Annotated in this window: 20 protein-coding genes and 1 riboswitch; of the genes, 12 read left to right on the top strand and 8 right to left on the bottom strand. The window is 38.6% G+C overall.

Going from position 1 to position 22,101, the window contains the following annotated elements; genetic code table 11:
- Positions 1-31: 31 nt before the first annotated feature.
- From AC1RFD_RS16475 to AC1RFD_RS16445, 7 genes are all read left to right on the top strand, one after another.
- Positions 32-1,570 (top strand): acyl-CoA carboxylase subunit beta, encoded by a 1,539-nt coding sequence (locus AC1RFD_RS16475; RefSeq protein WP_004225528.1) that lies wholly within the window; start codon positions 32-34, stop codon positions 1,568-1,570.
- A 45-nt stretch (positions 1,571-1,615) separates the two neighbouring features.
- Complete coding sequence (locus AC1RFD_RS16470) at positions 1,616-2,269, top strand: VanZ family protein (protein ID WP_492475096.1); 654 nt, start codon at positions 1,616-1,618, stop codon at positions 2,267-2,269.
- Between the two features lie 326 nt (positions 2,270-2,595).
- A complete protein-coding gene (locus AC1RFD_RS16465) occupies positions 2,596-3,321 on the top strand; it encodes a hypothetical protein (protein ID WP_492475095.1) in 726 nt (241 codons plus the stop codon).
- A 24-nt stretch (positions 3,322-3,345) separates the two neighbouring features.
- On the top strand, positions 3,346-3,840 hold the full coding sequence (ybaK, locus tag AC1RFD_RS16460) for a Cys-tRNA(Pro) deacylase (RefSeq protein WP_288583003.1): 495 nt from the start codon (positions 3,346-3,348) through the stop codon (positions 3,838-3,840).
- A 119-nt stretch (positions 3,841-3,959) separates the two neighbouring features.
- Positions 3,960-4,595 carry a YczE/YyaS/YitT family protein gene (locus tag AC1RFD_RS16455; RefSeq protein ID WP_103117381.1) on the top strand — a complete coding sequence of 212 codons (636 nt, stop codon included), beginning with the start codon at positions 3,960-3,962 and terminating at the stop codon, positions 4,593-4,595.
- Between the two features lie 101 nt (positions 4,596-4,696).
- Positions 4,697-5,773 (top strand): hypothetical protein, encoded by a 1,077-nt coding sequence (locus AC1RFD_RS16450; RefSeq protein ID WP_009371628.1) that lies wholly within the window; start codon positions 4,697-4,699, stop codon positions 5,771-5,773.
- A gap of 58 nt (positions 5,774-5,831) precedes the next feature.
- Positions 5,832-7,031: a glycine C-acetyltransferase gene (locus tag AC1RFD_RS16445; RefSeq protein WP_016992223.1), complete on the top strand. Its 1,200-nt coding sequence runs from the start codon at positions 5,832-5,834 to the stop codon at positions 7,029-7,031.
- Between the two features lie 131 nt (positions 7,032-7,162).
- On the opposite strand, the gene AC1RFD_RS16440 is transcribed toward AC1RFD_RS16445, so the two are convergent.
- From AC1RFD_RS16440 to AC1RFD_RS16415, 6 genes are all read right to left on the bottom strand, one after another.
- On the bottom strand, positions 7,163-8,359 hold the full coding sequence (locus AC1RFD_RS16440; RefSeq protein WP_492475094.1) for a CaiB/BaiF CoA transferase family protein: 1,197 nt from the start codon (positions 8,357-8,359) through the stop codon (positions 7,163-7,165).
- On the bottom strand, positions 8,356-9,516 hold the full coding sequence (locus tag AC1RFD_RS16435; RefSeq protein ID WP_492475093.1) for an alpha-hydroxy acid oxidase: 1,161 nt from the start codon (positions 9,514-9,516) through the stop codon (positions 8,356-8,358). The genes AC1RFD_RS16440 and AC1RFD_RS16435 overlap by 4 nt, the downstream gene beginning before the upstream one ends.
- 14 nt (positions 9,517-9,530) lie before the next feature.
- Positions 9,531-10,310: an enoyl-CoA hydratase/isomerase family protein gene (locus AC1RFD_RS16430; RefSeq protein WP_492475092.1), complete on the bottom strand. Its 780-nt coding sequence runs from the start codon at positions 10,308-10,310 to the stop codon at positions 9,531-9,533.
- Positions 10,311-10,323: 13 nt separating this feature from the next.
- A complete protein-coding gene (locus AC1RFD_RS16425; RefSeq protein ID WP_048393370.1) occupies positions 10,324-10,995 on the bottom strand; it encodes a methionine ABC transporter permease in 672 nt (223 codons plus the stop codon).
- A complete protein-coding gene (locus AC1RFD_RS16420; RefSeq protein WP_492475091.1) occupies positions 10,988-12,013 on the bottom strand; it encodes a methionine ABC transporter ATP-binding protein in 1,026 nt (341 codons plus the stop codon). Before AC1RFD_RS16420 ends, AC1RFD_RS16425 begins: the two co-directional genes overlap by 8 nt.
- A 107-nt stretch (positions 12,014-12,120) precedes the next feature.
- Entirely contained in the window at positions 12,121-12,951 is an 831-nt protein-coding gene (locus AC1RFD_RS16415; RefSeq protein WP_048393373.1) for a MetQ/NlpA family ABC transporter substrate-binding protein, read from the bottom strand.
- 88 nt (positions 12,952-13,039) lie between these two features.
- Positions 13,040-13,144, bottom strand: a riboswitch (SAM riboswitch).
- Between the two features lie 122 nt (positions 13,145-13,266).
- On the opposite strand from AC1RFD_RS16415, the gene AC1RFD_RS16410 reads away from it, so the two are divergent.
- Entirely contained in the window at positions 13,267-13,770 is a 504-nt protein-coding gene (locus tag AC1RFD_RS16410; RefSeq protein ID WP_492475090.1) for a PPC domain-containing DNA-binding protein, read from the top strand.
- A gap of 42 nt (positions 13,771-13,812) precedes the next feature.
- Here the strand turns inward: AC1RFD_RS16410 and AC1RFD_RS16405 are convergent, their stop codons facing one another.
- Entirely contained in the window at positions 13,813-14,982 is a 1,170-nt protein-coding gene (locus tag AC1RFD_RS16405) for a pyridoxal phosphate-dependent aminotransferase (RefSeq protein ID WP_328012783.1), read from the bottom strand.
- Between the two features lie 96 nt (positions 14,983-15,078).
- Here AC1RFD_RS16405 and AC1RFD_RS16400 point away from each other — a divergent pair, with 96 nt between their 5' ends.
- On the top strand, positions 15,079-15,873 hold the full coding sequence (locus AC1RFD_RS16400; protein ID WP_328012782.1) for a carbon-nitrogen family hydrolase: 795 nt from the start codon (positions 15,079-15,081) through the stop codon (positions 15,871-15,873).
- A gap of 52 nt (positions 15,874-15,925) precedes the next feature.
- Here AC1RFD_RS16400 and AC1RFD_RS16395 read toward each other — a convergent pair whose 3' ends face one another.
- On the bottom strand, positions 15,926-17,494 hold the full coding sequence (locus tag AC1RFD_RS16395) for a PucR family transcriptional regulator (RefSeq protein ID WP_492475089.1): 1,569 nt from the start codon (positions 17,492-17,494) through the stop codon (positions 15,926-15,928).
- 233 nt (positions 17,495-17,727) lie between these two features.
- Between AC1RFD_RS16395 and AC1RFD_RS16390 the strand changes: the two genes are divergently transcribed.
- Genes AC1RFD_RS16390 through AC1RFD_RS16380 form a run of 3 tightly spaced genes read left to right on the top strand, consistent with a single transcriptional unit; the run spans position 17,728 to position 22,071 of the window.
- Positions 17,728-19,140, top strand: a complete 1,413-nt coding sequence (locus AC1RFD_RS16390) for an amino acid permease (protein ID WP_048393384.1) — start codon at positions 17,728-17,730, stop codon at positions 19,138-19,140.
- A 24-nt stretch (positions 19,141-19,164) separates the two neighbouring features.
- Positions 19,165-20,694, top strand: a complete 1,530-nt coding sequence (locus tag AC1RFD_RS16385) for a CoA-acylating methylmalonate-semialdehyde dehydrogenase (RefSeq protein WP_048393386.1) — start codon at positions 19,165-19,167, stop codon at positions 20,692-20,694.
- Between the two features lie 24 nt (positions 20,695-20,718).
- Positions 20,719-22,071, top strand: coding sequence for an aspartate aminotransferase family protein (locus AC1RFD_RS16380; RefSeq protein WP_054549112.1), 1,353 nt, complete (start codon positions 20,719-20,721; stop codon positions 22,069-22,071).
- Positions 22,072-22,101: the final 30 nt, after the last annotated feature.

The following is a 22,101-nucleotide window of genomic DNA, read 5'->3' as shown; positions in this document are numbered from 1 at the left end:
GTAATCGATTGGGCAAAGGGAGGAAATAAACATGAGCAATATCTCGACAGAAAATACACCACCTACAATGAAAGATAAAATTTTAGCAGGTGGATTACCAAAATATCATGACAAAAATGCACAACAAGGCAAGCTATTTGTACGTGAGCGTCTTGAACTATTACTGGATGATGGTCTTCAATCAGAGGATGGACTCTATGCGAACTGTTTAGCAGGGGATTTACCAGCAGATGGCGTTATCACTGGTATTGGTAAAATCCATGGTCGCACAGTTTGTGTGCTAGCGAACGATTCAACGATTAAAGCTGGTTCTTGGGGAAAACGCACGGTTGAAAAAATGATTCGCATTCAAGAAACCGCTGAAAAGTTGAATTGTCCATTACTTTATTTAGTAGATTCTGCGGGTGCGCGTATTACAGATCAGCTTGAAATGTTCCCGGGACGCCGAGGTGCAGGACGCATTTTCTACAATCAAGTCAAACTGTCAGGAAAAGTCCCGCAAATTTGCTTATTATTTGGTCCTTCCGCAGCGGGTGGCGCCTATATTCCTGCATTTTGCGATATCGTGGTGATGGTAGAAGGGAATGCTTCTATGTATTTAGGATCTCCTCGAATGGCCGAAATGGTTATCGGTGAAAAAGTAGATTTAGAAACAATGGGTGGCGCAAAAATGCACTGTTCCGTTTCTGGTTGTGGAGATGTGCTTGTTAAATCCGAACAGGAGGCTATTACTTATGCGCGCAAATATTTAGGATATTTCCCGAATAACTATGCAGAGCGTAGCAAGGTAGAGGCTCCTAAACCACCAGCTTCATTTGATAAATCTATTGAAGAATTAATTCCTCAAAATCAAAATGTACCATTTGATATGTATAAGCTAATTGATCGTATTATTGATGAAGATTCGTTTTGTGAGGTTAAGAAATTATTTGCACCAGAATTAATTACAGGCCTTGCACGAATTAATGGACAATCCGTTGGGATCATCGCTAACCAACCACGTGTTAAGGGAGGCGTGCTATTCCACGATTCTGCTGATAAAGCGGCGAAATTTATTTCACTTTGTGATGCATTCAATATCCCACTGTTATTCCTAGCAGACGTTCCAGGCTTTATGATTGGTACTCAGGTAGAAAAAGCAGGAATCATTCGTCATGGTGCTAAAATGATTTTTGCCATGAGTGAGGCAACTGTTCCTAAGCTAACGGTCATTGTGCGTAAAGCGTATGGTGCAGGATTATATGCAATGGCTGGCCCTGCGTTTGAACCAGACTGCTGTATTGCCTTATCAAATGCACAAATTGCCGTAATGGGACCAGAAGCTGCTGTCAATGCCGTCTATGCCAATAAAATTGCAGAACTTCCAAAAGAAGAGCAAGCAAGCTTCATTGCCGAGAAACGTAAAGAATATCAAGAGGAAATTGATGTGTATCGCTTAGCTTCAGAGCTTATCATTGATGATGTGATTGAGCCTAATGAGCTGCGTAAGGTACTAGAAAATCGCTTAGAACTTTATATGTCAAAATACTTATTATTCTCACAACGTAAGCATGGGGTAAACCCAGTTTAAACATACTTATTATAAGGCTGTCTCTGCTGGTAGGAGACAGCCTTTTTGGATGATAATTTTTTCAGCTACTTGCAAGCTATAGTTGAGCATATTAAAATATGGGAAGGAATAAAAGGGAAGTGGGTGTTAAGCTTGTCTAAAAACAACATAGCGGATGTTCAAAATAATGCCAAGCTCCCATTACCATATCGGGATGTCATTGATACATATCATTTGCCGCTAAAGATCGCAGGTTGGATTTTATTTAGTATCTATTCATTTATGGCTTTTTATAAATTGGTTATTGATCGCTTAGTAGATGTAGTCGTCATTTTATTAAGGGGAGATTATTCTATAGGTGACTTAGGATTGTTTGATTATAGTAGCTGGCGATTAACTACTAATTTTATTCCCTTCGAGACGATTCTCCGTTATATAAACTACTCTCAATATTTTAATTGGGAAATTATAATCGTTAACTTACTTGGCAACTTATTAATTTTTACTCCCATGGGCTTTTTACTGCCATTGCTATCGAAGAAATTCCGAAAAGCGTGGGTTATTATTTGTTTAGGCTTTATTTCTAGTCTTGCTGTCGAAACCGTTCAATTTATTTTTACCGTTGGTTCTGCGGATGTTGATGATTTAATTTTGAATACAATTGGTGCATGGCTTGGTTACTTAGCCTATAAAGGGATATTGATTAGACCCAAAAAATAAGAAAAGCAGTCCAGTATGAAGGGCTGTTTTTTTACGTTGATTAACACTATTTGTGTAGTGTATATGGTAATAAATTTTATTGAAAAGGGTATGGAGCTAATAAATGAATATGAAAACATTAATTAGATGAGATTCTTTATACCTATTTTTGAAAATAATTAGTATCTCTTTAGGAGGTTAGTAGTAATTAGTGCTTGAATTTAATAGTGAAAATTCCGATAATGAGTGTACAGAAACTTATAAAATGGTATAGATAGAGTGTGAGGAAGAATGTTCATATCTATTAACTTATTAGCATATGTAGATAGAAGGGCGAGGTGAAAACTATGAAAATATCAAATTTAATGGAACAAGAAAGAATTTCATCCCAGCAAAATCGTAAAAAAATACTTCAGCGTAAAGAGGCAGGAGATGCCTATAGAAAAAATGCGATGTATTTTCAGCCAAAGAAAAACCCATTATTGATTGAACTTGAAAATTTATTATTAGGACGTACTGACCAAGATTTGTATGACCAGCAGCAAGAAGAGTCAAAAGAAGTAACTCCTCAGCAGAAAGCCATTATGGAAGATTTACAGCAAACAGAAAAGAGTGTACGGGCACATGAGCAAACCTATAAAGTAGGAATGAATGATAACGCTGATCCCTCGAATATATCCGATTCAGAACTAGGTGACACACTGCACATTTTAGAGCAGGTACGTAATGCAGCATTGTCATCAGCAGAGCCTTCTCCTCAAGATTTACGTGTGGCGCAAAGCGTTGATGCTCAAATACAGCATATGTTAAATAATTCAAATGTTGACGAGGTTGCCACAAATGAAAGCGAACCATCTTTTGTACGTGACATCATTGAAGTGAAGGTTCCTGAACGTTACTCGAAGGAATTGAAATTGGACCCATTTGCAGATACAATTTTCGGTAAGAACTATGAGACTGCATTCAAGTTAAGAGCATTTAAACAGGCATCGGAAAGATATGCGGCTCACGTTCAAATGACGAAAAATGGCTATCGTCCAGACAAGGATTCTATGTTCTCTTTGATAGCCTGATGCTGTAGATAGGAGATTGTTGACATGGCAAAGGCAAAGCATGCGAAAACGAATGCGATTCGTTTATTAGAACAACAAAAAATTCATTTTGATGTGATGGAATATGAAACAGGGGACGGTCAAGTTGATGGTGTTTCTGTAGCTGAGAAAATAGGACAGCCTGTTGCTCGGGTATTTAAAACATTAGTAGCAAAAGCAAGTGCACAAAGGTTATTTGTATTTGTTATTCCAGTGGCTGAAGAGCTGGACTTAAAAGCAGCCGCGAAGGTAGTTGGGGAAAAGAAAATTGAAATGTTAGCGGTAAAAGATCTACTTAGCCATACTGGTTATGTTCGTGGTGGATGTTCACCAGTAGGGATGAAGAAGTTATATCCAACGGTCATCGATGTATCTGCTCAAGAACAAGGTAGTATAATCGTTAGTGCTGGGAAAATTGGTATGCAAATTCATGTACAAATAGAAGATTTGAAGAATATAACAAAGGCACAACTTGCCTCAATTACAACTACCCATGAGTGAGAGAATGGGTAGTTTTTTATGTGGTAAGATAAACGGTTTAGTTTAAGCACTATAGCTTAATTTTGGTTGAAAGTATGATACAGTAATAGCAATATTATTCATAGAGAGAAGGATAAGGAATGCGTAGAATAATGGGGTGGCGTTGGACCTTTTTTATTGGTGGCTTAATGGTGATGTCACTTGGCATCACGATGTCGATAAAGGGGAAAATTGTTGGCACAAGCCCATGGGATGTTTTACATATAGGTCTATTTCAAAATTTTGGGTTAAGTATTGGCACATGGTCTATTGTAACAGGACTCTTTATAGTTGGTTCAACATCCATTGTATTGCGTCAATGGCCAAAGTTAGGTACTTGGCTCAATATGCTGTTAATTGGCTCGTTTATTGATGTATTTAATTGGATGTTGCCCTCAACGGATGTATATGGCTTACAAATTACATATTTTATTATTGGCTTATTTGTTTTGAGCTTTGGCTGTGGGATGTATATTGCACCGAATATGGGCGCAGGACCAAGGGATACCTTAATGATGATACTTGTCGAAAAGTTTGGTGGATCTATTAAAACAGCAAGAATGGGAATTGAAGTACTTGTAACCATTGTTGGCTGGCTTCTAGGAGGACCAGTTGGAGTAGGGACGGTATTGATCGCCTTAACTTCAGGCTATATTGTGCAATATTCATTACCGTATTGTCGTAAAATCTTGATGAAATGTATTGGAAATATGGAGGGCATGAAGCCATTCTATTAAACCAAGAAGCTACTTATATCTGTAAAGGATAGAAGTAGCTTTTCATTTTTTTTAGCGTTCTTTCATATAATGCAGGGCACAAGCTAAAGGAGGAACGACATTTGAACGGAAATGTAACGTATTATTTTGGACACGCATTGACTGGCCAAGGTGTGAAGCATTTATATAAAGAAATGATGGAAGAGGCGTCTCTCGTTTATTTTTTGCAAGGGCCTGCCACATTTAAAGGTTCAGAGCTGTTAAAAGAACTAGGATACTTCTATGTGAAACAGGGCTTTGCTGTCGAGTGGTTTAAGCATGCTTTATTAGAGGAGGTTGTTGAGGCCGTTTATATAAAAGGCTGTAACAGACTTTTTGTATGGGCATCTGAGTGGAATATCGAGCCAACTTTACTCGGTACAAAGCATCGTGTCATGTCTTTCTATGAATGCTTAGAAGACATACAGCTTAAAAAGGTTGGAGAACAGCTTGCAGAGGCGATGCAGGAGCGTGCAACATGGCGTGAAAAATGCATAGCGAAACTGGATCAAGCAATCAAGCTACATGATGACTGGGAGGTTATCACACAAAGCTGTATGAACTGGCAGGCATTAAATGAACAGGTGGAAAATTTAAAGTCGGAAGTGTTCCAATCTATTATTCTGAATAAAACAGGTATGCGGACACATCGTTTACTGGGAACGCTAACTCCTAGAGGTGCGGAAAATACAGTGGATAGTATCACCAAAAGTATCACGACTCGCTTCATGATTAAAGGTAAGCCAGGTACAGGCAAATCTTCACTAATGAAAAGCTTAGCCGATGAAGCAAATGCAAGAGGGCTTGATGCACAAATTGTTTGGTGTGGCTTAGATGCGGGATCTGTAGATATGGTCATTATCCCAGAGCTTAATTTCTGTATTTTTGATAGCACAGAGCCTCATATCTTTGATCCAGAGGATGGTAGGTTAGGGGATAAGATATTTGATATTGGTCAACATTGTGCGCTGTCAGAGGAAGCAGAAACTGCGATCGAGGCAGTGCGAGCACAATACAAAGAAGCTATACAGGATGCGATGGGCCATTCCAAACGATATGCAGAAGCTGAATATACCGTTCGTCGTTTATTAGATAATTGTCTATCGGCTTCTTTATGGCGCGAAAAAACAGCGCCACTATTCGAAAGATTAACAAAGTAATGTAGCTAATGGCTTGCATGTGCTAAACTAGGAGCGAGAACAGTTTTCCTAGGAAAGGATGATACGCTTGTCAAAAGTATTGAATGCATTTTTAGATGAAAACCTACAAGCCTTACATGAACAGGGCTTATACAATGAAATCGATCCAGTAGAGGGAGCAAATGGCCCAATTATTCAGGTCCGTGGCAAAAATCTTGTTAACTTATCCTCTAACAACTATCTTGGTTTAGCAACAAATGAAGAATTAAAGCGTATTGCCAAAGAGACAATTGATAAATACGGTGTTGGAGCAGGTGCTGTTCGTACAATCAACGGGACACTTGACTTGCACGTAAAATTAGAAGAAAAGCTTGCTGAATTTAAAGGAACAGAAGCGGCTATTTCTTATCAATCTGGATTTAATTGTAATATGGCAGCTATTTCGGCTGTAATGGATAAAAATGATGCCATTCTATCTGATCAATTAAACCATGCCTCTATTATTGATGGATGTCGCTTATCAAAGGCAAAAATCATCGCGTTCAATCACTCTGATATGGAGGATTTACGTGCAAAGGCAAAGGCAGCAAAGGAATCAGGTTTATACAATAAAATCATGGTTATCACAGATGGTGTCTTCTCAATGGATGGTGATATTGCTAAATTACCTGAAATTGTGGAAATAGCTAAAGAGTTTGATTTAATCACGTATGTGGATGATGCACATGGTTCGGGTGTAACAGGTAAAGGAAAAGGAACTGTGAAGCATTTTGGATTAGAAAAAGAAATTGATTTCCAAATTGGTACATTATCAAAAGCCATTGGTGTAGTAGGTGGCTATGTAGCAGGTAAGAAAAATTTAATTGATTGGCTAAAAGTTCGCTCACGCCCATTCCTATTCTCAACAGCATTACCACCAGGTGATGTAGCCGCTATTACAGCAGCCGTGCAAATGCTGATTGATTCAACAGAGCTACACGATAAGCTGTGGGATAATGGTAATTATTTAAAAGCGGGGCTTGAGAAGCTTGGCTTTAATATTGGTGCGTCTGAGACACCAATTACACCATGCATCATTGGGGATGAAAAATTAACACAGGAATTTTCAAAACGTTTATTTGAAGAAGGCGTTTATGCAAAATCAATTGTCTTCCCAACAGTTCCAAAAGGTACAGGTCGCGTTCGGAATATGCCAACAGCGGCACATACAAAAGAAATGCTTGATGATGCAATTGCGATTTACGAGAAGGTTGGTCGTGAATTAGGCGTTATTCAATAAGAAAAAGGCTTCCTCATGAATGGGGAAGCCTTTTTTGCATGATAGAAAAGAAAAAGTGAAGGATAGAATCAAAAAAGTGACCGATAGAAGCTTAAATCTAATTGATAGCGATCTAAAAATAGACAATTTCTTTATTTTGCCCCAATTATTTTGCCTGCCTTGAGCTGTTGAATAGCTTGATCAGAAATATTTAATGCCTGTAAAATTTCTTCATTATGTTGTCCTAAAGTGGGTGCTGCACTTGTTAGCTGTCCAGGTGTTTGTGAAAACTTAGCTGGGAAGCCCAATGTTCTCATTGGTCCAGCAGTCGGATGCTCATAGGACAGTACCATGCCACGCTCTAGTATATGAGGGTCATTCAATGTTTGGTCATAAGAATAGATTGGACTAGATGGTACACCATGCTTATCTAATAGTTCGAGCCAGTAGATAGCCTTATGCTTAATTAGCTCGCTTTCAATTTCTGCTTCCAGCTCCCTCACATGTTGGGCACGTGAATAGTTGGTAGCAAAGAGAGGATTGTCTAACCAATCAGGTCGATTGACAACCTTTGCCGCAAAAATCTCCCATAGCTTTTGATTGCCAGCACCTACTAGAATATAGTCATCCTGTGTTTTGAAACCTTGATAGGGCGCAGACACACGATGGGCGGTTCCTGTTCGCTCAGGTAACTCACCCTTTCCGAAGTAAGCAGCGGCCTCCCAAACAGTCCACGCAAGACCTGACTCCACTAAGGACACATCAATATATTGACCTTCACCACTACGAAGCTTATAAATATAGGCCATTAAAATCGATTGTAAGGCTGTTTGTGCAGCAGCAATATCATTCACCGCAAAGCCAACCTTTACAGGTCGTCCATCTGCTTCACCTGTCATATGCATTAAACCACTCAGACCCTGAGCCATAATATCATAGCCACCCTTTTGACTATAAGGACCTGTTTGACCATAACCGGAAATAGAGCAGTAAATTAGGCCAGGATTGATGGCTTTTAATGTGTCATAATCAATACCCAGCTTTTTCGTGACACCTGGTCGATAATTTTCCACAAGTACATCAACAGATTGAATCAATTCTTTAAATAAAGTCAGTCCTTCAGTCGTTTTTAAATTGATGCAGACACCTTTTTTATTACGATTAACCATCATATACATATGACTTTCTTCATTAACGAATGGACCCATTGTACGGGTATCGTCTCCATTTGGGTATTTTTCAATTTTGATAACTTCTGCACCCATATCTGCTAATACCATGGTGCAATAGGGACCTGCTAAGACTTGTGATAAATCGATAACCTTTAATCCTTGTAATGCTTGTTTCATTTACCCTCAGTCCCATCCTGTTTGACTAATGTGATGTTGCGTAATCCTTTGACAGAGGTAGCACCGGCTAATGCGATAGAAACCTTTAATTCATCATAAAGATTGGTCATCACCTTTTGGACACCTTGTTGTCCCTCAAGGGCTAGTCCATAGACGAAAGGACGTCCAATTGCAACTGCATTCGCTCCTAAAGCAAGTGCTTTTAAGGCATCCATGCCACGATATACACCACTATCTAATATAATAGGAATTTGTCCATTCACAACTTTCACAATAGCAGGAAGGGCATCAAGTGAACCAATCACACCATCTAATTGACGGCCACCATGGTTTGATACAATAATGCCATCAATACCATTGTCGATAGCATGTTTTGCATCTTCAGGATGTAAAATTCCCTTCAATAATATAGGAAGGTTGGTACGTTTTTTTAGCTCTCGAACATGTTCCCAATTAAGTGTTGGGTGGAAGACATTTTGCAAGACACCTTGTACGTAGGACTCGAATGAATCATCAGGTAAAGTGGCTGTAAAAACGGGATCATTCATATAATTTCCTCTTGCATAGCCTAGCTTCAATGGTGAAAATTGATTGCGTACATCTTCTTCACGCCAGCCTAGCATTACGGTGTCGACAGTTAAAACGATCGCTTCAAATCCAGCTCCCTCCGCACGTGCAGCCATGCTAAAAGCAATTTCTTCATTAGTAGACCAATATAATTGAAACCATTTTGTTGCAGAAGGCGCAGCTTGAGCAACTTCTTCAAGAGCAAAAGTGGACACAGTGCTTTGTATATAAGGGATATTTAAAAACTGGGCGGCACGTGCAACGGCAAGCTCACCTTCATCGTGAACCATTCCGTTCATGCCCACAGGAGCAAAAAGCAAAGGAGTTGGATATGTTTTACCAAACAAATGAACCGATGTATCAACGTTTGACACATCATTTAAAAATCGGGGAACAATGGAATACTTCTCAAAAGCTGCACGATTATTGCGCAGTGTTTGTTCACCGCCAGCACCTGAACGGATGTAGCCAAAAGGGCCAGCTTCGATTTTTTCCGCTACGGCCTTTTCTAAATCTGCAAAGCAAATGGGGAAGGGGACTTGTGCAGTTATATTTTTTAAGAGTAGATCGCCATCAGTTATGTTTGTCATCGTTACTACCTCACTTATTTATTGAAAATAGGCTTTCTTTTATTTAAAAAGGCTTGAATACCTTCGTTATAATCGTCTGAACTAAATGAATCCAAAACTAACTGTGCCAGCTCATCGTTTTCTTCAATTTCACCATCAACAATTGCTTGGATAATTTTTTTGATGCCTGCGTTTGCAATGGATGATTTACTTAATAAATGTTCAGCGAATTGCAATGTCGCCTCATCAATTTCCTCTGGTTCGTGTAGGGCCGTGATTAAACCAATGTTTTTTCCTTCTTCAGCTGTAAAAATAGTAGCTGTGTACAAAATTTCCCTTGCCTTAGCGACACCAACAATATTGATGAGACGTTTCGTGCTTTCTAAATTATAGACAATACCTATGTTTGCAGCGGTAATGCCTAGCTTACTCTTAGGCGTTGCTATTCTAAAATCACAAGCATTTGCTAACTCTAAGCCACCACCAATTGCTAAGCCCTGAATCATAGCAATTGTCGGGTGTGGAAATTTATAGAGAGCATCGATCGCCTTTAGAGCCAATTCATTATAGGCTTTGGCATTGTCTGTAGCATAACGAACATCTAAAAACTCGCTAATATCTGCACCAGAAGAAAAGGCTACTTCATTGACACCGCGAACAATTAAAAGTTTGATGGAAGAATCTATACGGAGCAGCTCTAGTTGGTCTACTAAGGCTTGAAACATTGCCCTTGATAAAGAATTCCGTTTATCCGGGCGGTTTAATACTAACGTTGCAATATAGCCATTTTTCTCTACATAAATTTCGTTTGTCATCTTCATTCTCCTCTTAATCTTTTTTCAACTTCGCGGCGAAGCGGTTACCAATGGATTGAATGCTCTGCACAAGGATGATTAAGATAAAGACAGTTGCATACATCACATCAACCTCATAGCGCAAATGACCATAACGATAGGCAAGGTCACCTAAACCGCCAGCACCAACCATTCCTGCCATTGCTGTTGCACCAATTAATCCTATTGTGGCAATTGTTAAGCCTAAAATAATAGATGGTCGCGCTTCACGTAATAGGACATGCCAAATGATATGGCGACGTTTAATACCCATGGCTGTGTAGGCTTCTACTACTCCGGAATCCACTTCTAAAAGCGCAGACTCCATCAGTCGTGCAATATAAGGAGCTGTGTAAACAACTAGTGGAACGATTACACCTTTAACACCAATTGTTGTACCTACAATTAACTTGGTAAAAGGTAAGATGAAGAATAGTAAAATGATAAATGGAACAGAGCGAACAATATTGATAAATAGATTAAAAAACTGATAGAAAAATTTATTTTCAAAGGATTGTCCTGGTCGTGTTAAAACGATTAATAGCCCTAATGGAATGCCAATCAGAATGGAGAAAAATAATGAAATTCCGACCATTTGAAATGTTTCGATAATTGCTTTGCCAATAACATCTGACCAATCTGTAAAGAAGCTTTGGATACTACTCATTGAACGCACCTCCTAATTCTTCCACTGCCACGCCATTTTCTGAAAAATACGTTAACGCCTTTTGGACAATCTGCGTTTCGCCATGTAAATGCACCACAATATTGCCGACAATACCGTTTTTTAATTCAATAATATTAGCTGTTAAAATATTTGGTTGCACATCATATACCTTAGTGACTTCTGCTAATAATGGCTTACCAGTACTTTCACCAAGGAATGTTAAACGGATTACACTTCCTGAAACATTTAATTGCTCAATAAGAGAAGGGGATAAATTACGTTGTGAAATTGTATTCAAAAACTTTCGCGTTGTAGGGTGATTCGGTTTCGCAAAAAGTTCAATCGCTGTGCCAAATTCCACAACTTTCCCTGATTCTAGAACAGAAACCTCATCGCAAATTTTTTGAATTACATTCATTTCATGTGTGATGAGCAGAATCGTAATGCCTAATTCACGATTAATTTTTAACAACAATTCAAGAATGGCTTCCGTTGTCTCAGGATCAAGTGCACTTGTTGCTTCGTCACTAAGTAAAATCTCTGGTTCCTGTGCTAAGGCACGTGCAATAGCCACACGCTGTTTTTGACCACCTGAAAGTTGATTTGGGTAACTATCTAGTTTATCTGTTAAACCGACAATTTCAGCATACTTAGCTACTCGGTTTTTTACTTCCGCCTCTTTATAGCCTAGTAGCTTTAAGGGAACTGCAATATTATTGTAAACTGTTGCTGTTTTTAAGAGATTAAAGTGCTGGAAGATCATCCCGATTTTTTGGCGTGTTTGACGTAATTTGTGAAGAGAAAGGGTCGTAATGTCTACATTGTCTATCACTACTTTTCCTGCTGTAGGACGTTCTAGTAGATTAACGCAACGAATGAGTGTACTTTTACCAGCACCACTATAGCCGATTACACCATGAATTTGTCCCTTTTTTACGTGAAGGTTGATGCCATCCACAGCTTTTATGATGCCTTTTTTCGATTTAAATTCTTTTGAGATATTTTGTAATTGAATCATGCGATTGTTTGCTCCTTTCTCAACCTTCTAAAAAGCAAGAATCTGCTCGTCTTCCCATTGGGGAATTTCAGCAGATTCTTCGGCTTTATAGAAGCTTTCTGAACATATTACCAGCTAGGGATTACAGAACCTTTGAATTCCTCTTCGATGAATTGACGCACTTCGTCAGATTGGTAAGCCTCAACGAACTTTTTAATTGTTGGATCATTTTCATTTTCAGCACGTACAACAATATAGTTCACGTATGGAGAATCAGTAGATTCCAATAAAATAGAGTCATCTTTAGGGTTAATGCCAGCCTCTAGTGCAAAGTTTGTATTAATAGCTGCTACATCTACTTCACTAAGTTGTTTAGGAATTTGAGCTGCCTCTAATTCAATGAATTTTAAATTCTTTTTGTTTTCTTCTACATCACGGATCGAGGCTGTTAAGTCTGCACCCTCTTTTAACTTAATATAGCCAGCTTCCTGTAAAACAAAGAGGGCACGTGCTCCATTCGTTGGGTCATTTGGTAAGCCAAACGTTGCACCGTCAGGAATGTCATCAAAGGATTTATATTTTTCTGAGTAGATACCCATTGGATTTAAAATCGTCTTGCCCACTGGTACTAAGTCTGTATCATGGTCTTTATTAAATGTATCTAGGAAAGGCTCGTGTTGATAGCTGTTCGCATCAAGATCACCTTCAGCTAAGGATGTATTAGGTAAAACATAGTCAGAAAATGATTTTAGTTCTACTTCTAGCCCATTTTCTTTTGCTACTTTAGCGGCTACTTCTGCAATTTGTTCGTGTGGACCAGAAGTGACGCCTACAACGATTTTCTTTTCATCAATTCCTTCAGCTTGGCTTTTACTATCTTCTTTAGAGCCACAGCCTGCCAAAGCTGCTACTAATGTTAAACTTGCTAAACCTACTAAAAATTTATTTTTCTTTTTCATGAAAATACCTCCAAGATTGTTTTTATCGGTTTTTTGAAAATAAAAAAACTCTCTTACAAATTAAGAGAGGCTCATGAAAAGATGTCCTCTCTTATCTATCAAACGAAGATCGTTTGCAGGATTTAGCACCTTCCTATAAAAAGGAGGTTGCCGAGCTTCATAGGGCCAGTCCCTCAGCTACTCTTGATAAGAGATTTATAATATTTTTTTGTAATTCCGATAGAACTAATATAATTTATAGGGTATAGTAAGTCAATAAATAATTTTTAAATTTTTTATATAATTATAATATTTCGACGCAAAAGAGGGATAACAATGTCTGTAAGAGTTAATTATGGTATAGGTTCATTTGGTAAGGTTATTAGTGCTCGTTTTCTAACGGGAACAGATATCATTGAAGGAATTGAAGCGCTTTGCGAAGAGAATAGTATAGAGTCAGCAACAATTGTAAGCTGTATTGGCAGCTTTCAAAAAAGTAGCTTTGTTTATTTAGTGCCAGATGCAACAGTTCAAATTCAAGTTCGTTTTAGTGATGTGATTGAAAAAGAGGGACCATTAGAATTTATTCAAGGTTCAGGTGTGGTGTGTAAGCGAGAGGGTGGATATGAGACACATTTCCATGGTTCTATGAGCGATCAATGGGGTGTTGTATCAGGTGGGCATTTAATAAAAGGAGGCAACCCTGTTATTACTGCTGACATCGTGTTGGCAGAGGTACAAGGGATTCAACATATTCGAAAATGGGATGATGAAACAGGTCATGTTCAATTTTATCCATTAGAAAATGGTTTAGGGCAACCAAGGAAAATTGAAAAATAGTAATAATCCTGTAGCTAGGGATAGCTACAGGATATGGCGTCATTATCTTTTAAACAATTGTAATTGCTCGATTCTATGGATTGCTTCACGTAAGCGCTCCTCACTAACCAGCAATCCTACGCGAACATAGCCTTCACCATATTGACCGAAGCCATTACCTGCTGCTACAGCGATATCAGCTTTTTCGAGCAAAAGATCAGCAAACTGTTCACTTGTATAGCCTAATGGTACAGGGAGCCATGCGAAGAAGGAGCCTTTTGGAGCCGTAACATGCCAGCCAATTCTTCGAGCTTCTTCAATGAGTACATTGCGGCGACGCTCATAAGTAGCTCGTAGTTCATCCGCACATTGCTGGGAAGCCGTCAGTGCTACTGCTGCGGCTTGTTGAATGGCAGGGAATTGACTACAAAACAGATGATCCTGAATTAGATTAATAGCAGCAATAATCTCGGCATTCCCTACAGCGAAGCCTATACGCCAGCCAGCCATATTATAGGTTTTCGATAATGTATACATTTCAACTCCTACTTCTTTTGCACCCTTTGCTTGAAGGAAGCTAAATGGTTTATTACCGTCAAATCCTATTGCCCCATAAGCAAAATCATGTGATACGATAATATTGTGCTCCTTCGCAAAGCGAACGGTCTCTTCAAAAAACGCAAGTGATGCTGTACCACCTGTAGGGTTGTTCGGGTAATTTAAGTAAAGAAGCTTTGCTTTTTCTTTCACTTCATCAGGTAATGCATGATAATCAGGTAAGAAATCATTTTCAGCAAAAAGGGGCATTACTTCAAAATTGACGTCTCCTAGTACAACACCTGATAGGTAATCTGGATAGCCAGGATCTGGTAAGAGCATCGTGTCACCAGGGTTTAACACAGCTAAAGGTAGCTCAACTAGACCAATTTTTGTTCCACCAAGAATCGCTACCTCTGTATCTGGATTTAGTTCTACCTGATATTCACGTTGATAAAAGTCCGCAGCAGCTTGGCGTAATTCAGCGAGACCTCTAAATGGTGAATATTTGTGGTTTTGAGGATTTTCAGCTGCTTCCTGTAATGCTTGAATGATGTGAATAGGCGTTGGCTGATCGGGATTTCCTTGCCCAAGGTTAATGACATCACGCCCTTCTTCTAGAGCCAAGTTTACTTTTTGAACGAGTGCTGCAAAAAATTGAGTGGGTAGTTGCTGTAGTTTTTTAGAGAATTCCATGCATGATCACCTTTTTCAGAATATAATAATTATTATTGAAGAATATGAAGCAAATAGTATTACTTTTTCTGTTAATTGTCTAGAGGAGGAATAGAGATGAAAATCGGTTGTATTCAATTAAATATTGGCTTTGGCAAAGTTGAAGAAAATTTTGAACGTGCCGAGGATAAGATTCGTGAAGCTGCAAAAAATGGGGCAGAAATCATAGTGTTACCTGAAATGTGGAATACAGGCTATGCTTTAGAGAAACTACCTGAGCTAGCAGATATCAATGGTGAGCGGACAAAGGCCTTTTTGGCTAAACTTGCTAAGGAACTTGATGTACATATTGTAGGGGGCTCTGTTTCAACAAAGAAAGGCGATAAATTTTATAATACGATGTATACCTTTGATCGTAATGGAGAACTAGTTGGGGAATATAGCAAGGCACATCTTTTCCGTTTAATGGACGAGCATCTTTACTTGGAAGCAGGGGATGAAATGAATCGTTTTGCTTTAGATGATATTGAAGCTGCTGGTGTCATTTGCTATGATATTCGCTTCCCAGAATGGTTACGTGCACATGCATTACAAGGAGCAAAGGTATTATTTGTACCAGCGCAGTGGCCAACTCCGAGGATTGACCATTGGAAAACGTTGCTACAGGCTCGTGCAATTGAAAATCAATGCTTTGTGATTGCAGTAAATCGTATTTCGAAAAAGGTAGAAAATTTTAATGGGCAGTCTATGATTATTCAGCCTTGGGGAGAAGTATTATGGGTAGGTGCTGAGGACGAGGAAGTAGCAGTGATCGATGTAGACTTTTCTATTGTCGATGAAGTACGTGGAAGAATTCCTGTTTACGATGATCGTAGACCTGGATTGTATCACGATGTAGTTGTGAAAAGGTAATAAAGGGCACGCTTAGGAGGGGAGATAGCCTTTTAAGCGTGCCAACTTTTTTCTAGCTCTTATCCTCGATCAATGAATTGGCTAGTAGCATAAATTCAAGTGTAATGCGGTTATGCCCGTTCATAAAATTTTTACCAAGTAAACTTTCAAGCTTTTTTAAGCGGTGATAGAGTGTTTGACGAACAATAAACAATTGATTCGCTGTTTGCTGTTTAGAGCCATTTGTTTGTAAATACACCTGCAATGTTTCGAGAAGCTTACTATTATATTTTTCATCGTATTCAATAACGGGCTGTAAATAGTCGTAAATCACTTCCTGTAAATCCACCTGCATTTGTAATTTATAGATTAAATGATATAAATGCAGATCATCATAAAAGAACGAGGACGTTTGTACTTTTCGACAAATATATAAGGTTTCTAGTGCAGTTTGATAACTTTTAGGAATTTCATCCACATCACAAACGACCTTCCCAATAGCTATCTGATAACCTTGTGTCTGCTGCTTTTTATAAAATTCAGTTTTGACCAAAGAGGAAAACATGTTGTTTAGCATATCACGAATGGCTTTACTATCTTTGGTATGCAGTAAAATAAAAATAACATAGCTTTTTCTTTCAAATAAAAATGGAATAAAGCCATGTTGCTCAAAGAGATTACGATAATAAAGCTTACTATAGACTACATCCTCCTGCGCCTTTGTCAACGTATTAGGAGAAGCCAAAATAAAGACAGTGCCACTGGATTGTGTATAGTTAGTATAATGTGTAACGATAAATTTATAGATTTCCTCCTTAGATAGTTTTTGATCAATCCAATCAGCTAAAATCGAAGCATCCTCAATATTCTTTTTTTCCTCAATATAGAACTCTCGCATTAAAAGCTGTGCCAACGCTGTTGCCGTGCGATCTAATATTAATAATTCAAATTCGGAGAAAAGCCCATCTTCTCGATAAATTGATAAATCGGCATAATGTTGATCAAATAGAAAAATAGGCTCATGTTTAAATTGCTGAGACGATGTATTCAATGTTAGGAATTGCTGCCGCTTTTTATGAACCATATTCGGGAAAAAGACAGGTTCTCTACCCTTAATGGAAAACATAATTTGTATTTTCAATTCATTATACATATTTTGTAAAATATCGTCCGTATTTTGTCCCAATACTGCATTTTTGTTCAATGTTTGTGAGTAAGCTTCTAGTGAAGAAATCAATAGATATTGCTGATTGATAATTTGACTATGTAAATCCTGTGTAATACGAACAAAAGGAACTGCTTCATGGAAAACAATAATAGGCAACTGGTGGCGGTTGGCAAGTGTTAAAATCGCTTCAGGAACTGCTTGAATAGAGGTGCCATATTCAATACAAAGGGCAGCACAATTTTTTTGAATGATGGCTTCTATAAAGGATACAAAGTCCTCGATACTATGTTGGAGACTAAGCCCTGTAGTTAATACTAACTCTTCACCAACTAAAAAATTATCAACATGAATGATTTCTAGTACATGTGCCCATTTAACGCTCCTTGTTAATCCCTCATGACCTGCAACTACCTCTGCATTTTGAAAATATTTATTCTGTAAAACGTCTAGTACTTTTAGTTGAAATGGGCTCATTTTTGCCCCTCCTTTTGACATGCGTGTCTGTGGTTAGAATTCAATAATTTCTGCTTTGCGCTAAGAATTTACTCATAAAATCGTTTAAAAATTATTTTAAGAATATTTAGTCTATTTTACATTATGTATAAAACAAAAGTATAGAATTTTACAGTTTGTCTATTACTTCAACGTTATGAAAGATGTAAGATTTTTGTAAGCGATCAAGCAATCTACTAAAAGAGGTGACAGATATGGGGCAACAAACGCATTTACAAAGAGGATTAAAGAAGCGGCATATGACGATGATTGCGATTGCCGGTGTAATCGGTGCTGGACTATTTATGGGGAGTGGCTCGGTCATTAACCTAGCTGGTCCAGGGGCAATTTTATCGTATATATTTGCAGGAATTATCGTTGTATTAGTTATGCGTATGCTAGGTGAGATGGCGGCAGTCAATCCAACGAGTGGATCGTTTGCTCACTATGCACATGAAGCCATTGGTCCGTGGGCAGGTTTTATGATTGGATGGTTGTACTGGTTTTTCTGGGTGATTGCCATTGCTTTAGAGGCAACAGCAGCAGCTGCCATTATTCAATATTGGTACGATGGGATTCCTTTATGGCTTTTAAGTCTGTTATTAACTGTAGCACTTACATTAACAAATGTTCTTTCTGTCAAAGCTTTTGGTGAGTTTGAGTATTGGTTCTCTCTTATTAAGGTTGCAAGTATAGTCGTTTTTCTAGGTCTTGGTGCTTTTATTATCTTTGGTATTGCTCCAAACTTTAATGCTGTTGGTATGACCAATTTAGTTGAACAGGGTGGTTTTTTACCAAATGGTTTTGGCGCTGTTCTAATGGGTGTCGTTATCGTTATTTTTTCATTTATGGGGACAGAAATCGTTGCGATTGCTGCTGGTGAATCGGATGAACCGTTAGCCGCTGTCACAAAAGCTACCAATTCTATTACTTGGCGTATTTTAATTTTCTATGTAGGCTCTATTGCAGTTGTAGTGACGCTATTGCCTTGGCATTCCTCAGATATTTTAACAAGTCCTTATGTAGCGGTACTTGATTATATTGGTATTCCTGCAGCCGCACAAATTATGAATTTTGTTGTTTTAACTGCTGTATTATCATGCCTAAATTCAGCACTATATGCTACATCAAGAATGGTATTTTCTTTAGCGGAAAAAGGAGAAGCACCAAAGGCATTTTTAAAATTAAATAAAAATGGTGCACCTGTTAATGCCATACTTGCCGCAACATTTTTCTCATATATTGCGGTCATTATGAACTATGTGTCGCCAGATAAAGTATTTATGTTTTTATTAAGTTCTTGTAGTGCTATTACGTTGATTCTTTATTTAATCATTGCCTTTTCACAGTTAAGAATGCGACGGAAGATTGAGCAAGAAAATCCAGAGCTATTAAAGGTGAAAATGTGGCTATTTCCATATTTAACATATTTAACAATAGTAGCAACAACAGCATTACTCATTGCGATGTTCTTTATAGAGTCTATGCGCTCACAAATTTTATTTACATGCGTTATTGTGGCCATTGTGATGATTTTCTATATGCTGACTCAAAAGAAAAAGGTGATCAAACAAGCCGATGAATCAAGTTCCCTTTTCACAAAAGACAAGTTTGATTTTGAACAATAAGACGAAAAAAAGGAGTGGTCAATTATGACAGTTCAACAAGAAATGAAAACGCTAACACATTTTATCAAAGGAGAAGAGGTAGCAGGTACAAGTAACAGATTCTCTGAAGTATATAATCCGTCAACAGGTGAGGTTATTGCAAGAGTACCCCTTGCTTCAAGAGCCGAGGTAAAGCATGCTATTCAGTTAGCTAAGGAAGCCTTTCCAGCATGGAAAAAAACATCAATTGGGAAGCGGGTAGAAGTGCTACATCGTTTCCGTCAGCTGTTAGTAGAAAGACAGGAAGAACTTATCAATGTGATTTGCCAAGAAAGTGGAAAAACTAAGGAAGATGCGAAAGGTGAAATTGTTCGTGGTATTGAATCTGTGGATATGGCGATCAGTGCCCCCCAATTGCTAAAAGGAGAGTATTCCGTCAATGTAGGTGGAAATATTAATGCTTTTTCTGCCAAATCGCCTCTTGGTGTAGTAGCAACCATTGCACCATTTAATTTCCCTGTTATGGTACCACTGGCTATTACAAGTATGGCTGTTGCGGTAGGAAATGCAGTTATTCTAAAGCCATCTGAACGTGTACCTATTTCAGCATTATATTTGTGCCAATTATGGAAAGAGGCAGGTCTACCAGACGGTATTTGGACAGTGGTTAATGGAGATAAAGAGGCAGTCGATGAACTATTAGAAAATAAAGAGATTCAAGCAATTTCATTTGTTGGCTCAACGCCTGTTGCTGAATATATCTATCAAACTGGGACAAAGCACAATAAACGAGTCGCTGCATTTGGTGGTGGAAAGAACTTTATGATTGTTATGCCTGATGCCAATTTAGAACAGACAGCAAATGCCTTTTTAGGAGCAGCATATGGCGCAGCATCTCAGCGTTGCATGGCTATTTCTGGTGCACTCGTTGTAGGGAAGGATACGGAGCAACGATTTACGGAAATATTGAAAAATAAAATTTCCGAACTAAAGGTAGGGCCTTATACAGAGCAAGACGTCGATTTTGGTCCTGTTATCACTAAACAATCAAAGGAAACGATTATACGTTATATCGATGGGGCAGTCAGTGAAGGAGCGAATCTTGTCATCGACGGAAGAAATCCAAAAGTATGTGAATCGTCAAATGGTTTTTATCTTGGTCCTACATTACTTAATCATGTCACACCAGAAATGACGATCTTCAAAGAGGAGGTCTTTGGTCCAGCACGTATTGTAGTAGGGGTTGATTCACTACAAGAGGCTATTGATTTAATAAATGATCATGAGCTTGGCAATGGTGTCACAATGTTTACAAGCAGTGGTGCGGCAGCGCGTAAATTCCAAGAAGAAATAGAGGTGGGTATGGTAGGGGTAAATGTGCCAATCCCAATCCCAGTTGGCTATCATAACTTTGGTGGGTGGAAACGTTCTAAGTTTGGTGAAGGGCATATGTTTGGTCCAGATCAGGCGAGGTTCTTTACAAAGGCAAAAACGATTTCTGAACGTTGGCCCGATGAGACAGAAGATACAGCAAGCTCCTTTGCGTTCCCAAGTAATAACGATGCGAAAAACTAAAATAATAATGAGGGGTGTTTGACGATGACGCAGATCAATCTTAAAAGTGATGTATTAGCAAAGGATGAGCAATATGTATGGCATTCGATGAAACCCTATAATCCACAAGCCACGTATGTAGTAGAGAAATCTGATGGTGCAAGAATTACTGATACAGATGGTGTGGAATATATTGATGCGATGGCTGGGCTATGGTGTGTCAATGTTGGCTATGGTCGTAAAGAATTAGCGGATGCAGCCCATGAACAAATGATGAAAAATGCTTATGCACCTTTATCTCAGGGACATTTACCAGCCGTGGAACTAGCCGAAAAACTTAATGAAATGCTTGGTGGAGATTATGTTATTTTCTTCTCTAACAGTGGTTCAGAAGCGAATGAAACAGCTTTTAAAATAGCTCGACAATACCATCAGCAAAAAGGACAAAACTCGCGCTATAAAATCGTCTCTCGCTACCGTGCTTATCATGGGAATTCCTTCGGTGCATTAGCGGCAACAGGGCAGGCGGAGCGTAAATATAAATATGAGCCTCTATCACCTGGCTTTATCCATGTTGCACCACCTGATCAATATCGTGAGCATGAAAGTGAGACTATTGCGCCATTAGATTTAGCGAGTGTAAAGGCCGTAGACAAAACGATGACCTGGGAGCTGAGCGATACAATTGCAGCAATGATCTTAGAGCCTATTATTACAGGTGGGGGTGTCATTATGCCTCCAGAAAACTATTTAAAAGGTATTGAAGAAGTATGCAAAAAACACGGCGCTTTAATGATTGTGGATGAGGTTATTTGTGGCTTTGGTCGTACAGGGAAGCCATTTGGATTTATGAATTATGGTGTAAAGCCTGATATTATTACAATGGCCAAAGGAATTACAAGTGCCTATTTACCATTATCAGCTACAGCGGTAAAGCGTGAAATATATGAGGCGTTTACTGGATCAGATGCATACGGCTATTTCCGCCATGTAAATACATTCGGTGGCTCACCGGTGGCATGTGCAGTCGCATTAAAAAATATTGAGATTCTTGAGCAAGAGGCTTTATTTGACCGTTCCAAGGAAATTGGTGCAGCAACACTAAAAACACTGCAACAAGAATTACAGCCTCACCCAAATGTAGGAGATGTACGAGGCAAAGGCTTATTGATTGGAATTGAATTAGTGGTAGATAAAGTTTCGAAAGAACCTTTACCTGTGGAGAAAGTGAATGCTGTCATTGCAGCATGTAAAGGGCAAGGGGTCATCATTGGGAAAAATGGAGCTACTGTAGCAGGGTTTAATAATGTCTTAACGTTATCACCACCACTTAATATTGCACAAGAAGATCTTGACCGCATACTAAATGTGGTTGTGAATAGTATAAATACGCTATAGCAACTATTCATGTAGGTTCTAAAAGCCATG

The organism is Lysinibacillus sp. GW823-FHT02G10 (assembly GCF_058797135.1).
Note: the sequence above shows the minus strand (reverse complement) of the source record. Positions and strands in the feature narration are given on the sequence as shown.

Bases quoted from the DNA above. Each gene is read 5' to 3' on its own strand.
- AC1RFD_RS16475 (WP_004225528.1), top strand. From the start codon at position 32: ATGAGCAATATCTCGACAGAAAATACACCACCTACAATGAAAGATAAA.
- AC1RFD_RS16465 (WP_492475095.1), top strand. From the start codon at position 2,596: ATGAAAATATCAAATTTAATGGAACAAGAAAGAATTTCATCCCAGCAA.
- ybaK (WP_288583003.1), top strand. From the start codon at position 3,346: ATGGCAAAGGCAAAGCATGCGAAAACGAATGCGATTCGTTTATTAGAA.
- AC1RFD_RS16455 (WP_103117381.1), top strand. From the start codon at position 3,960: ATGCGTAGAATAATGGGGTGGCGTTGGACCTTTTTTATTGGTGGCTTA.
- AC1RFD_RS16445 (WP_016992223.1), top strand. From the start codon at position 5,832: ATGATACGCTTGTCAAAAGTATTGAATGCATTTTTAGATGAAAACCTA.
- AC1RFD_RS16440 (WP_492475094.1), bottom strand. From the start codon at position 8,359: ATGAAACAAGCATTACAAGGATTAAAGGTTATCGATTTATCACAAGTC.
- AC1RFD_RS16435 (WP_492475093.1), bottom strand. From the start codon at position 9,516: ATGACAAACATAACTGATGGCGATCTACTCTTAAAAAATATAACTGCA.
- AC1RFD_RS16430 (WP_492475092.1), bottom strand. From the start codon at position 10,310: ATGACAAACGAAATTTATGTAGAGAAAAATGGCTATATTGCAACGTTA.
- AC1RFD_RS16425 (WP_048393370.1), bottom strand. From the start codon at position 10,995: ATGAGTAGTATCCAAAGCTTCTTTACAGATTGGTCAGATGTTATTGGC.
- AC1RFD_RS16420 (WP_492475091.1), bottom strand. From the start codon at position 12,013: ATGATTCAATTACAAAATATCTCAAAAGAATTTAAATCGAAAAAAGGC.
- AC1RFD_RS16415 (WP_048393373.1), bottom strand. From the start codon at position 12,951: ATGAAAAAGAAAAATAAATTTTTAGTAGGTTTAGCAAGTTTAACATTA.
- AC1RFD_RS16410 (WP_492475090.1), top strand. From the start codon at position 13,267: ATGTCTGTAAGAGTTAATTATGGTATAGGTTCATTTGGTAAGGTTATT.
- AC1RFD_RS16405 (WP_328012783.1), bottom strand. From the start codon at position 14,982: ATGGAATTCTCTAAAAAACTACAGCAACTACCCACTCAATTTTTTGCA.
- AC1RFD_RS16400 (WP_328012782.1), top strand. From the start codon at position 15,079: ATGAAAATCGGTTGTATTCAATTAAATATTGGCTTTGGCAAAGTTGAA.
- AC1RFD_RS16395 (WP_492475089.1), bottom strand. From the start codon at position 17,494: ATGAGCCCATTTCAACTAAAAGTACTAGACGTTTTACAGAATAAATAT.
- AC1RFD_RS16390 (WP_048393384.1), top strand. From the start codon at position 17,728: ATGGGGCAACAAACGCATTTACAAAGAGGATTAAAGAAGCGGCATATG.
- AC1RFD_RS16385 (WP_048393386.1), top strand. From the start codon at position 19,165: ATGACAGTTCAACAAGAAATGAAAACGCTAACACATTTTATCAAAGGA.
- AC1RFD_RS16380 (WP_054549112.1), top strand. From the start codon at position 20,719: ATGACGCAGATCAATCTTAAAAGTGATGTATTAGCAAAGGATGAGCAA.